This is a genomic window from Dehalococcoidia bacterium (genome assembly GCA_021295915.1).
GTDB lineage: Bacteria > Chloroflexota > Dehalococcoidia > Lucifugimonadales > UBA1123 > VXRN01.
On sequence record JAGWBK010000029.1, the window covers coordinates 1 to 13948 of the forward strand.

Genomic DNA, 13948 nt, shown 5'->3' on the forward strand with positions numbered 1-13948 from the left:
GTGCAGCAGTGCTTGCGGCGATGTCAGTCTGACGAAGTCTTCACCAGTCCAGGCCGACCGATGTGGTCAGGAACTCCGAGAACGGTGAGGCCACCCTGCAGGCGTCGGCAAACGTGTCGATGAAGTCGGCCGAACATGCCTCTTCTTCAGTGAACCTCGTGATGGCGGCGAACGATTTGAGCTTTAGCTGCTCGATTAGAGGGTGGTCAGGGTCGACCCCTCTCGGCGCTCGCTTCAGCGACTCCCCCTCAACTTTATACATCGAGCTGAATCCGTCTTCGTTGACTATGCTCGTCCATCTGTCAGGGTTTGCGATGATTGCTCCCCTGATCTTCCCAACAGTCGCAGAATTGGGACGCCAGATTCCTGCGGAGCCAAAGACCTGGCCGGGCTGGAGGTTCAGATAGATTCCGGGGCCGTGTACCTCGCGTCCGACCTCGTGGCGGAAGTGCATGCCAGCGTTGGTCTTGTAAGGGCTCTTGTCCTTGGAGAACCGTACGTCCCTGTAGATGCGGAATATCGAGCCACCGGACAGCCTCGGGTCGGCCACCATGTGAGGGCTTATCTCGCGAAGCTTGTCCCCAAAGTCTGATACGAAGTGCACGAGTGCATCTCGCACGTCCCTCTCGTAGCGGGCCTTGTTGTCCTGGAACCATTCGCGACTATTGTTGTCGGCAAGCTCCGACAGGAATTCGAACAGGGCTGGTGTGAAGTGGGGTGATGCGGTCATGGGCTCTCCTGATCTGGAGCTTCGGTTTCAGTGCTCGACATGGGAATAACTAGGTCGATATTTTAGGAATGGGGCAGCATGTGCCGCTAGGCGTATCGCTCAAAGAAATCGCCATTTGCTTTGTGGTACCGTAGGAGAAAATCAGCACAGGAAAGACCATGTCCCAGTCAGATATCAAGCTAATCGCCCACCTCATGCGCAGGGCCGGATTCGGCGCTACGCGAGTGGAATTGGACGCGTACGCGGCGAATGGCTACGAGGCGACCGTCGAGAGCCTTCTGGACCCACCCGACACTGATTGGCTCGGGGACGATATGGTCAGGCGCTTCGATCTCGAAGCGTCTGGAATGATCAACGCTCCCGGCTCTTCGCGGAACTGGGTCTACCGCATGATTACGACGAACGCGCCTCTGCTGGACAAGATGGCACTGTTCTGGCACGGAATGTTCGCGACAGGAGTACCGAAGGTCATCAACGGCAGGGTGCTGTACGACCAGATCAACACCTTTCGCAGGCACGGCATGGACAGCTTCAACTCCATTCTCGTCAGGCTTGCGAAAGACCCGGCGATGATCGTCTGGCTGGACAACCAGGAGAACCACAGCCACGCTATCAATGAGAACTGGGCACGCGAGTTGCTGGAGCTGTTCTCGATGGGTGTAGGCAACTACTCGGAGGACGACATCAAGGAGTGCGCTCGGGCCTTTACCGGCTGGACCATCGGCAACACCGAATACATGATGGTCCGATCGCAGAGAGACTCGGACTGGCCGTATGGGCGCATCGCCTACCACTTCGACTATCGCCCTGAAGACCACGATGACGGTGAGAAGAGCTTCCTCGGTCACCGGGGCAACTTCAACGGTGACGACATCATAGACATCATCTGCCAGCAGGAGTCCACAGCGCGTTTCATCTCGAGGCATCTGTACCACTACTTCGTGGCGGATGAGCCGGCCGTTCCGGCCTGGCCGTACACTCCTCCACGAGACCCTGAAGCTATCGAGACGCTGGTCCAGACGTACTTCGAGAGTAAATATGACATCAGGTCGGTCCTGCGTGTTCTGTTCAACTCCGACTTCTTCAAGTCAGAGGACGTGCGATACAAGAAGGTCAAGGGCCCCGCTGAGTACCTGGTGGGCGTGCTCAGGATGACCGGCGAGTTCGACATGCCGCGCAGGGACATGATTCCGAGGTATCGGCAGACTGTGTGGATGGGACAGGAGCTGAGCAATCCTCCGAGTGTCGAGGGCTGGCACGAGGGTGTTGAGTGGATCGACACTGGCACTCTTATCGAGAGAATTAACTTCGCGTCCGAGCAGTTCGGCGATCCGGACAAACCCGGCGTCAAGGCAATGATCGACAGGATCTTCCGGGACGGTGTCGACGATCTCTCATCCGAACAGCTTGTAGACCGCTGCCTGGACGAGATGGGTGCATTCTCGGTTGGCGACGAAACAAGAGACATCCTGATTCGATTCATCGAGGCAGACCGCAGTCGTGAAAACGTGGAGAACCTGTTGAGGCTGTCGGCCTCGACAAGAGAGTTCCAGCTTGCCTAATCCCATGCTCGAGTACAGTCACACAATTGGTATAGTCGCAATGGAGGGGCGCGGCTTCGAGTATCCCACCGATACAGTGCCGGCGAGAAATGGCCGGATGTACGTGCCGAACAGGTCCAGGGACTCCGGTGAGAGAGGAGTAAGGGTCACCGTCCTGGATCTGGACAGCGAGTACTACGGCACCTTCGGCTATCTGGGTGACGGAGAAGGGCAGCTTGTATCTCCCACCTGTGCGGCTGAAAGCCGAAAGGGGCTGATATACGTAGCCGACGACTTCACTCACCGCATCTCCGCATTCGACTACGATGGTGGTTTTGCGTTCAGGTGGGGCGCCAGGGGATCTCGTGAGGGTGAACTGAACGGGCCTTCAGGACTGGCCTTCGACAGACACGATGACGTTTACGTCGCGGATACCCATAACAGTCGCATTCAGAAGTTCACGTCTTCCGGCGACTTTCTCCACGCCTTCGGTTCGCTGGGTACTTCCAATGGTCAATTCAGGCTGCCCTGGGGACTGACTGTCGCCCGAAGCGGCGACATATACGTGGCCGATTGGGGGAACGACCGCATACAGCGCTTCTCGCCTGAAGGCGAATTCGTTGCGGCCTACGGCACAAGGGGCCGTGAGGATGGTCAGCTTCGGAGACCGTCTGGAGTTGCCGTCGACGAGCGTGGCTTCATGTACGTCTCCGACTGGGGCAACGAGAGGGTGCAGGTGCTGGACGGCGACGGCAATCCGGTCCAGGTGCTGAGGGGCGAGGCGACTCTGTCCAGGTGGGCCAGCGACTTCATGGCAACCAACCGTGAGGAGGCGCAGGCGCGTGCCACCGCCAACCTGAGTCCTGACTTGCCCGCTGTCTACGGGGGCGATCCGCACACTGAATCGGCCCATGTCGAGAGCCTGTTCTGGGCACCGGTGTCGATAAAGTTAGACAACGCTGGCCGGGTCTACGTCACCGAGGCCAATCGCCACAGAATTCAGATCTACGAACGCGCGTCCACTCGTTCCCCTTAGTTGCCGCCGAAATCACGACCAGACCGAGGCTTCATTGTCTTGCCCCCTACGCTTGACACGCACGCTCTCCTATGAGAACATATGTACTATATCAATGAGAGAGTGTTCCTAATGCTGATCAAGCGTACACCCGACCGATACGAGAAACTCGCCATCCTCGGCGGAATGGCGACTGACGACATCCTCTACCCGCCTGAGCAGAGGGGCGGACGTAAAGGGCCATATCCCCAGCCCAAGAAGAACCCTTCGTTTGGCGTCTATCGAGCTTCGTTACCCAACGGCAAATTCATCAACCTGATGCGCGTCATGTTCACAGACTTCTGCAAGATGGACTGCGCCTACTGTCCCAATAGCCACTGGGTACCGAGGAAGAGATATGCCTTCAAGGTTGACGAGCTTGCTCAGGTCTTCATGGAGGCTCAGCAGCGGGGGATGGTTAGCGGCCTGTTCCTGAGTTCAGGGATTGCCGGAGACGGATCGAAGACGACCGAGCGTCTAGTGAAAGTGGTGGACTCGATCCGCAATCGACACGGCTTCAAGGGATACATCCACCTCAAGGTGATGCCGGGTGCTGACTTCGAGCAGGTTGAAGCCGCCCACAACCTTGGCACTCGACTGTCGGTCAACATGGAGACCCTGACGACCGACCATATGCGCAAGCTCAGTAACATGAAGGACTTCGAGAACGACATCCTGGCCCCCATGCGCTGGATTGACCAACTCAATGAGGCCAGCACAGGCCGTGCGGTCGGACAGGCCACGCAACTGGTCGTAGGTGCCGCCGACGAGACCGACCGCGACGTGTTCTCCCGAATGGACCAGCTCTACTCTGAATGGAATCTAAAGCGCATCTACTATGCCCCGTTCAGGCCGGTGCGTTATACGCCGCTGGAGGAACATCCACCAACTCCGATGTCCAGAAGTCATCGTCTCTACCAGTTCGACTGGCTCAAGCGGGTGTACAGGTTCGCGAACGACGACCTCGACCTCGCCTTTTCAGAAGACGGTTATCTGCCTCTCGATCAGGACCCCAAGACATCGATTGCAGTAGAAAACCTCGATGCTTTCCCCGTGGACATCAACGGGGCGTCCAGAGAGCAACTGCTGCGCACCCCCGGCGTCGGACCAAAGTCTACGGAACGTATTATCAGCGCGAGGCAGCGACACACCGTCGACACGTGGAGAGACCTTCAGGCCATGGGCGTCGTGCGAAAGCGGGCCTGGCCGTTCATAGCCTTCTCCGGCTACCGACCACCAGCGGCAAAGCAACTGCGTATGGACCTGTTCGGCGCCGATGCAAAAGATAAGTCCCGCTCCATCTCTGATGAGGCCGAAGGGCAGGCGGCAGCCCCATGCGGAGAGCCGAGATCCTGCACGGGATGTCCGATGTTTGGAATGCCCGGACATCCGGGCCACTCCAGTTTCGCAGCGTAATTTCCCAGCGAGCTACCCGAACCGGGCCAGTGTCTCAACCGGTCCAAAAGCCGCGACGCCGTAGAAGAGTCCGCTCAGTATTGCGGCAAGGACGTACGGTACGTAGGCTGGCACCTTGGGCGTAGAAGAGTGAGTGGCCCAGTCCAGCACCCATGAGCCAATGCCGAACAGCCCTCCCGCCATCAGCCCTGTAAACAGCCCGAACACTCCGTGGGTGAATGCGGATGAAGGCGCCTGCAGTATGGCAGAGGTCGCGTGAACCAGAAAGTCCGAGGACGGAAGATCTCCGTTTTGGGTTGCCAGGAACACCATTGCCAGCGGCAGTGCGGCTCCGGTAGCCACGGGCGAGAGGACTCCGAAACCAAACCCCGCTAGGAGCCAGATGAGCAACCCTCGCGCGCGCTCACGCTCACTTGGGTTGGACATCCACAGCGTCATCAGTACCGCGAGGATGCCAGACGCTGAGGCGGCGCCACCTGACAGGAGAATCGTAGCGTCGACGGGCATGTGCTGAGGGACATGCGGTGGGTCGGTCCGTGCCAGGAAGTTGACCAGCAACGCTGCCCCGCCCAGGGCTGCTCCGTAAAGTCCAACGGAGACTAGGAGCCGCAGACGCCTCGGAGTGATCCCTTCAATTCTGATTGGATACTGTCGAGCTTGTGTCACCCGTCAGCCTGTTGCACCTGCGGAGGAATTACGCCGGCCAGTTCTAGCTCCTCGGCCCGATGGCAGCTCGCGAAGTGTCCGGGAGCGAGCTCTCGTAGCTCGGGAGTCTCGGTGCGGCAGAGGTCAGTCGCGAACTGGCATCGCGGGTGGAAGTAGCAGCCGGACGGAGGATTGGCGGGGTTCGCAACCTCGCCCTGAAGGATTACACGCTCCCTCTCCACCCTTGGATCCGGTTCGGGGACCGACGAAAGCAGAGCGGCGGTGTAGGGATGCTTCGGTGAGGCAAACAGTTCCTCGGTCGGCGCGGTCTCAACCAGCTTTCCCACGTACATTACGGCGACGCGGTCGCTGATGTGCTTGACGACGCTCAGGTCGTGCGCCACGAAGAGGTACGTGAGCCCCAGATCTCGCTGCAGGTCCATCATCAGGTTGAGCACCTGCGCCTGGACTGACACATCGAGCGCGGACACGGGTTCGTCTGCGACGATCAGGCGCGGGTTGAGCGCCAGCGCGCGTGCGATGCCGATACGCTGCCTCTGACCTCCGCTGAACGCGTGGGGGAAGCGTCGCATGAACTCAGGCCTGAGTCCGACCAGACCGAGCAGCTCGGCCACGCGGTCCTCCCGCTCGCCTCGTGGAAACCCATCGATCACAAGCGGCTCGCCGACGATGTCCATTAGCGTCATGCGCGGGTTGAGCGAAGAGAACGGGTCCTGGAAGATCATCTGCATCTCGCGACGCAGGCTTCGAAGCTGCGCCCGAGGCACGCCGGCTACGTCAATGACCGACCCGTCTTCCGACCTGTATAGCACCTCGCCGCTCGTCGGCTCCACGGCGCGAAGGATGCAGCGTGAAGTCGTCGTCTTCCCGCAGCCGCTTTCGCCTACGAGTCCGAGTGTCTCACCCTCGTTGATGTTAAAGCTGACGTCATCAACAGCTCGTATGGCGCCGACCTCGCGCCGCAGCAAGCCTTTCTTGATCGGGAAGTACTTGCGGAGATTGCTTATCTCGAGCAGCGTGTTCGGCGAACCGTTCTTATCGACCGCTTCAGTCAAGGCCTAACCTCCTCCGTGTCCATTTCCTGTCGGCGGATGGTGCAGGAAGCAGCTGACTTCATGGTTCTTGGCGAATGGGAGCAGCGTGGGGAATTGGGTGTCACAGACATCGCCCATGAACGACGGACACCTTGGATTGAAGGGACATCCGCTCGGCCTGGCATAGGGGTGCGGCACTGATCCGGTGATCGAAGCCAGCCTGTCCTGTGACTCGTCTGACTGGATGCGGGGGATGGACTCCAGCAATGCTCGCGTGTACGGGTGCTGCGGATTGTGGAATATGTCGTCCACGGGTGCACTCTCTACCACTCGACCGAGATACATTACCACAACGTAGTCTGCCATCTCAGCGATAACCCCAAGGTCATGAGTAATCAGGATGATCGCCATGCCGTACTGATCTTGCAGAGTGCTCATTAGGTCGAGGATCTGCGACTGCGTCGTTACGTCGAGCGCGGTCGTCGGTTCGTCCGCGATGAGTATAGTCGGATTGCAGGAGAGCGCCATAGCTATCATCGCCCGCTGCCTCAGTCCGCCGCTGAGCTGGAAAGAGTATTCGTCAACTCTCTGCTCGGGAAGTGGGATGCCAACGTGGCGAAGCAGCTCGACAGCCATTTCGCGCGCTTCCGACTTGGAGACGTCCTGGTGCAACCTGATCGCCTCTATCAGCTGGTTTCCCACTGTATGCACGGGGCTGAACGATGTCATCGGCTCCTGGAAGACGTACGAGATCTCGCCGCCACGGATCGCCCGCATTTCCGTGCTATCCGGGTCGTAGGACGTGAGATCCAATACCTCTTCCGTCCCGCTACTGGACTGGCGCCTGAAGATGATCTCTCCGTCGACGATCATGCCGGGTTTATCCAGGATACCGAGTATGGACCTCGCAGTTACGCTCTTTCCGCACCCGCTCTCCCCAACGATTCCCAATGTCTGCCCCGGATACAGGTCGAACGAGGCCCCGTCTACGGCGACGACCGTGCCCTCATCCAGAGGAAAGTGGGTGGCAAGATCTCTAACGGAGAGCAGAGGCTCTCCGGTTCGTTCGCTCTGGGTTGCTGGGCTAGCCGTATGGGTCCGCTGCATCTCTGAGACCGTCTCCAAGGAAGTTGAATGCCAGTACCGCTGCAATCACCGGTATCGCCGGGACTAACAGCCAAGGTGTCAGGGCCACTGCCTGAACGTTCTGGGCCTGTTGCAGCATAACGCCCCAGCTAATTGCTGGAGGGCGCAAGCCAAGCCCCAGGAAGCTCAGTGAAGTCTCGGCAATGATGATCGCCGGGAAAGCAAGGGTCGTGGCCGCAATTATATGGCTGAGGAAGGATGGCACCATGTGCCTGAATATGATGCGCAACTGGCTGGCGCCCGCAATCTCCGCCGCCGTAACGAAGTCTTCCTCCCGCAGCGACAGGAATCGCCCTCTGACCTCGCGGGCCAGCGTCGTCCAGCCTATCAGCGAGATGATTATCGTAATCGCAAAATAGACTTTGAGTATCGACCAGTCCCTCGGGACAGCCGCTGCTATTCCCATCCAAAGCGGAATCGTCGGGATTGACCTGAGTATCTCGATCACGCGCTGGATTATGGTATCTATCCAGCCGCCGTAGAAGCCTGACAGTCCGCCCAGCAGCACACCCAGGAACAGGCTGATCGCAACGCTGACCAGGCCGATGGTCATGGAGATACGTGTCGAGAACATCAGCCGGGACCACACATCGCGTCCCTGTACATCGGTCCCGAGAATGTATATGACCTCTTCGGCCTTCGCGGGGGCATCGACGCCAAGCAGGTGCCTGTCGGTCGTAATCAGTCCGAGGAACTTGTACTCGAAGCCCCTGGCGAAGAATCTTATCGGTAACTTCACATCAGGATCAGATACATAGACCCGCTTGAAAGTTCTCGGGTCTCGTGAACCCGAGACGGCGTTGACGTGCAGGTCGGGTGTCCACCCGTCGAAGAAATGCACCCGCTGAGGCGGCATCTCTCCGCGGCGCGCCTCACTCAGGAACGGGTCGGAAGTCGCAAGGAAGTCAGCCCCGATGACCATCAGGTACATGATGATCAGGACGATGCCAGCCCCCATTGCGAGGCGGTGCCTTCGCAGCCGCCACCACATCAGCTGCCATTGAGAGGCTACGTATACCTGGTCGTCTGCGACGTCCTGGCGCGTCCCCGGGATTGCCTCCTGAGCCTGAGCCATCAGGTGACCTCCAGTCTGATACGGGGATCAATCCAGGCCAGAAGCAGGTCAGAGATGAATGTACCGATCACTGTCATGACACCGATCAACATGATTATCGTGCCGGCCAGGAACATGTCCTGGGCCAGTAGCGCCACCAGCAGCATGGGTCCCACCGTGGGAAGGCTCATCACTACTGAAATGATGATGCTCCCTGAGACCAGCAGCGGCAGCAGGTATCCGATGGTGCTGATTAGCGGATTGAGCGCGACCCTGACCGGGTACTTCAACACCACTCGCCACTCGGAGAGTCCCTTGGCGCGCGCTGTCACCACGTACGGCTTGCGCAACTCGTCCAGCAGATTGGCCCGCAGCACACGAATCAGCTGCGCTGTTCCAGCAACTGCCAGTACGATGGCCGGCAGCCATAGATGATTCAACAAGTCAATAATCTTGGCTAGGTTATATGGCGAATCTGCATACTCTGGCGAGAACAGTCCCCCGATGTTAGCGCCCAGGAACACGAACCCCAGGTACATTAAGACGAGGGCTAATAAGAAATTGGGCACAGCTAGCCCAAGGAACCCCACAAATGTAAATGCGTAGTCACCAACCGAGTACTGTTTTACAGCCGAATATATCCCGATTGGGATAGCTAAGATCCACGTGAATACGACAGACGCAAAGGCGAGAGCAGCGGTCAGCCACAACCGGTCTCCAATGACGTCCCCCACGGGGCGCTGGTAGCCCATGGACAGACCGAAGTTGCCCTGGACGACCTGGTTCATCCACTTGAAGTACTGCACGATAAACGGACTGCCCAGTCCGTACTGCTCGCGCAGGTTGGCAGCCTCTTCATCAGTGACCTGCGTACCGGTGGACAAGAGCTGAGCAACGTAAGCCGTTACGTAGTCTCCGGGAGGCAACTGGATGATCCCGAACGAAATGATCGAGATCGCCCAGATCGTCAGTAAGGCTAAAAAGAGTCGCCTGACGGCGAATGCAATCAAGTGTAGGACCTTTCAGTCAGTCATTTGGGGTTGGTGCCACCATCCCCGCCCTGACCTTGTAGCCAGGGGGAGATGGCGGCACCGCTTTAGCCGTTTGGTAGGTAGACTCTACTCGTAAGACAGAGCCTGCTGCTCACGATTCTCTTCGCTCATCCACCAGAGGGTCTGGAGTCGAGAGATACCGGGAGTCTTGGTGTCCGGGCTGTTGAACTGCCGCTCGGGCACGTTGCCGAGATCGACGTTCGAGACCCTTACGCCCAGCGAAGCGGGGGACTGACCGACCAGTCCAACGGACCATGCCTGATCGAGCACGATGCGCCAGATCTGCTTGCCAATCTCGATGCGCTCTGCTTCAGGAACACCAAAGGCCTTCTTGTAGAGCGTCATCACTTCCTTCAGCTCAGCGTGAGGCTCCTGGCCCCTTTCGCCGTTAGACTGGAACCACAGGCCGAGGGCCGATCCCATCTCATTGCTGGTGAAGGCCGGGAATACGTGGCCTGGGAAGGTGAACAGGTGCTCGCTGCCGTCACCCCAGGAGACGCGAATCTGGTTCTCGTCTGATGCCTGGACTGTTCCGGCAAGGCTCCGCTCCATCGCCAGTACGTTGGTCTTGACCCCCAGGAATCTCTCCCAGTGCTCGGCGACCATCTCGGCCATCTGTACGAACTCAATGAACTGCGCGGTGCGGGCGCTGATCTCGATCACGAGCCGCTCGCCGTTGTCCGTGCGAAGCCTGAATCCGTCTGAGTCCTTGTCCGGGAGGATCTCGTCCAACATCGCGTTGGCCGTATCGGGGTCAAAGGTCGCCCATACGCCGCGATACTCGGACTCTGGTCCAGGTGAGAACGGGTTGGTTGGCGCCGGCGCAAACGAACCGGGGACACCGAATCCGAGGAAGAACACCTCGTTCATCTGTTCGCGGTCGATTCCGATTGCAAGCGCGCGCCTGAAGTCCACGTTGCGGTACAGGTCGCCGATGTACGGATCGACCTGGTACGACATGTTGAACTTGACGGTTGCGTCTGCTCCTGCTTCCTGGGTGTCGAAGTGCAGCTTGTAGCCGCCCTTCTCCTGATTCTCCAGGTACAGCGGCACCTTCGCCATGTTCAGGTGCCTGCCCTGCCAGTCGTACTCACCTGCGATGGCGCGCAGGTTGATGACCTCGAGGTCTTCAGCCAGCGTCAGGATCACTACGTCGATATACGGGAGCTGATTGCCGTCCGTATCCACCATCCAATAGTACGGATTGCGCTCCAGCTTCCACGTGTCGGAGTTGATCGGGGTGACCGTCACCCAGGGCGTGATCGCTGGAAGCTCGGTATTGAGCGCCCAGTCGTTCTTGAACTTGATGAGGTTCACCCAGTTGTCGTACCCCTCATCGTCGACAATCTTCTGGACGGTATCGTCACCGGCAATAGAAGGCAAGAACTGCTCAAGGTAGTGCTTGGGTGCCACCATGCCGAGCAGGGCCGGGCCCTGGTAGGCGTGTCCACCCAGGTGCGTCGAGCCTGCCAGGACGTCGAGGAAGAAGTAGTAGGGGTCCTCGAACGTGATCTTGATGGTTGTCGAGTCGACCTTCTCAAGCGTGCCCTGCTTGCCGTTGATGGCGAACCAGGAAGACTTGGTGGGGACCAACTCGTCATTCAGGTACAGCTGCTCGTACCAGAACTCGAAGTCGTCAGCGGTGAATGGTGCGCCGTCCGACCACTTCATGCCCTCGCGGAGGTTCAGCGTGTACTCGCGACCGTCGTTGGCGACTTCCCAACTCTTTATTACGTTCGGGCCGGGGTTGTTGCCGGTGTAGTCCCAGAACAGCATGTGGTCCGGGCCGGTGCAGCAACGATAGCCATTCCACTTGTCGGCAGGGCCTGTGAATCCACGCCGCAGGATGCCGCCGTACTGGCCGGTACCGTGGAGAGGCTCGATTACCATCAGGTCTGACTGTTTAGGCAGTCTCTCCTCAACGGGAGGAAGCGTGCCCGCAGAGACCAGTGCCGCAAGTTGAGGTGCCTCACCGAACGATGTCGGGAACTGGCTCTCGTCAGTTACGACCGATGGCCCTTCCAGCTTTCCAACGAGTCCGGTCTCCGTAGCTGGCGCCGACGGGGCCGGTGCTGCGGGAGCGGCGGTTGCCGCCGGAGCGGGCTGCGACGGTGCTGCGGGAGCGGCAGTAGCCGCTGGTGCGGGAGCCGGAGCCGCCGGAGCCTGAGTGGCTGCTGGAGCCGGCTGCGATGGGGCGGGTTCCTCTTCTTCAGAAGTGCTGCACGCCGCAAGAGTAAGCGCGGCAAAAAGCAACACAAGCGGGAGGACCAGGAAAATCCTCTTCAGACGCATGTTATTTCTCCTCCTAAGAGATTGCTGCCGGGCCCTGCTCTTACCGAGGCCGGTTCTGTGCTGACTGCGTCAACACTGAATCCTGCATCGTGAAATGCAATGCCCAGCACTGTTGGCGCGTATCTTAGGAGTCGAAATCGAAAGTGTCAACATTCAGTTAACGAATCGGAGACCCCTGGTGCATTCTGGGGCGTGTACCGGGAAATCGGCGCTATGAGTCAGGCCACGAATCCCCGCTGTAGGCTGCTTCCCAGAAGAGGTACTCGTAGCGCAGCGCAGTGTGAAAGGCCCGCTCTATCTTCGGACGCTGAGTACCGAGATTCGTGGTGTCCATGTACTCCTTGCACCAGCCGACGAAGTGGCCCAATACGGCTGGGCCGTGCAGGTCTATCCACTGCCGGTAGATCGGGTTGGATGGCCGCTTTCCCTGTTCGATTAGGCGTGTACCCCAGTCCAGATATGTCCCCTCGGTGACGTAGCAGACGGTTACTATCTCCTCGAAGCTGCCCTCGGTCCCAGTCCTCACAAGGAAGTCGCCAAATCCCTGTGTGACAGGGGATGCGCCGACCGCCGAATACTCCTCTTCAGTTGCCTGCAGCACGTCGAAAGCTCGAAGGAAGAACTGGTTCTCTGCTGCCGCCTGCGGGTCGAGTATCCCGGCCAGGAAGGAGTGCAAGTGGCTGGCCGCTACGAGGTCGGGTGCCTTCGCTACTCCCAAGCTCATCATGGCGACCAGGTCGTTCACGAACACGTAGTCCTGGAGGAAGTAGCGCCTGCCCCGCTCCAGTGACAGCGTGTCGTCGCCCATCTCGACCACGAACGGGTGGTGTGTCATTTTCTGCCACAGATCGTTGTGACGATCCCTGAGCTCTTGGATCAGTGACATTTCAGAGCCTTTCGATAATTTGCTTTCACCCGATTCTCTCTAATAGATAGTCGTTCACCCTGAGCCTGTCGAAGGGCCTACTCTCCAATCAGGTCCGCGTCGAACGCGTCCGACGCTGCAAAGCTGCCGTCAATCATGCCCTGCTGCTTCATCCAGTCCACGAAGCCCTGCCACCGGTCCGACTCCTGCGTCCCGAATCCGCCGCCGCCTGGCAGTTGCCACTGAGGCACGAGCAGGTCTGCTCCTGGCCTGTCTATCCCCTCGTCAATCTCGCCGGGGTTCTCCTCTACAAGTATGTCCACGCCAGCCTGCGGATCGCTTATCGCTTCCTCGAATCCCTTCTTGATCGCTCGGGCGAACCTCTCGGCGACGTCCCGGTTTTCCTCCAGGTAGTCTTCGCTCGTCACCAGCACCAGCTCGTAGTAGTCCGGCACTCCCCAATCCTGCATCTTCATCACGTTGACCGGATGGCCCTGGTTCTCCAGCAGAATCGACTCGTGCGTCCAATAGGCGCCCACAGCGGCGTCGACCTTCTCGGTGATCAGGGATTCACCGATGTTGAAGCCGATGTTTACAAGCTCCACCTCGGCGAGGCCGCCGGCGACACCGTCTGCCTTGAGCATTGTGTCGAGCAGTGGCTCGTTTGTGGGAATGCCTGGGTAGCCGACCTTCTTGCCGGCTAGTTGGGAAGGCCGAGTGATGCCCGACGACTCCAGCGCCATCACCGAGTTCAGCGGGTGCTGCACGACGGCCGCAATCGACACGACTGGTACGCCTTCGTTTCGGGCCAGTATGACGTCGGGCTGGTAGTTCATCCCGAAGTTGTCTGAACCCGACGCGACGGTCTGAAGCACCGTCGAAGGGTCAGAAGGCGTGTACATCGTGACGTCCAGACCCTCTTCCTCGAAGTACCCCTTCTGCTTCGCGATGAAGAGGCCAAGGTGGTTCGCGTTGGGATACCAGTCCAGCGCGAGCTTCACTGGCACCGCCTCTTCTTCGGTGCTGCACGCTACTGACATCAGCGCTATTGCAGCCGCCACAATGAACAGAGTGATCGTACGCTTCATCTTCATTTAC

The 13948-nt window shown here is 59.0% G+C and carries 12 protein-coding genes; 3 read left to right on the plus strand and 9 right to left on the minus strand.

The annotated features are described in order from the left end of the window. Nucleotides 1-40 precede the first annotated feature (40 nt). Nucleotides 41-730, minus strand: coding sequence for a DUF2461 domain-containing protein (locus J4G14_09695; GenBank protein ID MCE2458072.1), 690 nt, complete (start codon nucleotides 728-730; stop codon nucleotides 41-43). 158 nt (nucleotides 731-888) lie between these two features. Between J4G14_09695 and J4G14_09700 the strand changes: the two genes are divergently transcribed. The 3 genes from J4G14_09700 to J4G14_09710 all read left to right on the plus strand — a co-directional run bounded on the left by J4G14_09700 (nucleotide 889) and on the right by J4G14_09710 (nucleotide 4741). After that, the gene (locus tag J4G14_09700; protein MCE2458073.1) at nucleotides 889-2292 is read left to right on the plus strand and encodes a DUF1800 domain-containing protein; all 1404 of its coding nucleotides are present in this window, start codon (nucleotides 889-891) and stop codon (nucleotides 2290-2292) included. Continuing rightward, a complete protein-coding gene (locus J4G14_09705) occupies nucleotides 2285-3307 on the plus strand; it encodes an NHL repeat-containing protein (GenBank protein ID MCE2458074.1) in 1023 nt (340 codons plus the stop codon). Before J4G14_09700 ends, J4G14_09705 begins: the two co-directional genes overlap by 8 nt. 81 nt (nucleotides 3308-3388) lie before the next feature. After that, on the plus strand, nucleotides 3389-4741 hold the full coding sequence (locus J4G14_09710; protein ID MCE2458075.1) for a radical SAM protein: 1353 nt from the start codon (nucleotides 3389-3391) through the stop codon (nucleotides 4739-4741). A 12-nt stretch (nucleotides 4742-4753) separates the two neighbouring features. On the opposite strand, the gene J4G14_09715 is transcribed toward J4G14_09710, so the two are convergent. The 8 genes from J4G14_09715 to J4G14_09750 all read right to left on the minus strand — a co-directional run bounded on the left by J4G14_09715 (nucleotide 4754) and on the right by J4G14_09750 (nucleotide 13938). Further along, the gene (locus tag J4G14_09715) at nucleotides 4754-5407 is read right to left on the minus strand and encodes a hypothetical protein (protein ID MCE2458076.1); all 654 of its coding nucleotides are present in this window, start codon (nucleotides 5405-5407) and stop codon (nucleotides 4754-4756) included. Further along, nucleotides 5404-6462 carry a dipeptide ABC transporter ATP-binding protein gene (locus tag J4G14_09720; GenBank protein MCE2458077.1) on the minus strand — a complete coding sequence of 353 codons (1059 nt, stop codon included), beginning with the start codon at nucleotides 6460-6462 and terminating at the stop codon, nucleotides 5404-5406. The genes J4G14_09715 and J4G14_09720 overlap by 4 nt, the downstream gene beginning before the upstream one ends. A gap of 3 nt (nucleotides 6463-6465) precedes the next feature. Then, nucleotides 6466-7548, minus strand: coding sequence for an ABC transporter ATP-binding protein (locus J4G14_09725; protein ID MCE2458078.1), 1083 nt, complete (start codon nucleotides 7546-7548; stop codon nucleotides 6466-6468). Beyond that, entirely contained in the window at nucleotides 7526-8662 is a 1137-nt protein-coding gene (locus tag J4G14_09730) for an ABC transporter permease (GenBank protein MCE2458079.1), read from the minus strand. The genes J4G14_09725 and J4G14_09730 overlap by 23 nt, the downstream gene beginning before the upstream one ends. After that, on the minus strand, nucleotides 8662-9651 hold the full coding sequence (locus J4G14_09735; GenBank protein MCE2458080.1) for an ABC transporter permease: 990 nt from the start codon (nucleotides 9649-9651) through the stop codon (nucleotides 8662-8664). The genes J4G14_09730 and J4G14_09735 overlap by 1 nt, the downstream gene beginning before the upstream one ends. Nucleotides 9652-9759: 108 nt before the next feature. Beyond that, nucleotides 9760-11985: an ABC transporter substrate-binding protein gene (locus J4G14_09740; protein MCE2458081.1), complete on the minus strand. Its 2226-nt coding sequence runs from the start codon at nucleotides 11983-11985 to the stop codon at nucleotides 9760-9762. Nucleotides 11986-12196: 211 nt separating this feature from the next. Continuing rightward, complete coding sequence (locus J4G14_09745; GenBank protein ID MCE2458082.1) at nucleotides 12197-12871, minus strand: TenA family protein; 675 nt, start codon at nucleotides 12869-12871, stop codon at nucleotides 12197-12199. A gap of 77 nt (nucleotides 12872-12948) precedes the next feature. Continuing rightward, complete coding sequence (locus J4G14_09750; protein MCE2458083.1) at nucleotides 12949-13938, minus strand: ABC transporter substrate-binding protein; 990 nt, start codon at nucleotides 13936-13938, stop codon at nucleotides 12949-12951. Between the last annotated feature and the right edge of the window lie 10 nt (nucleotides 13939-13948).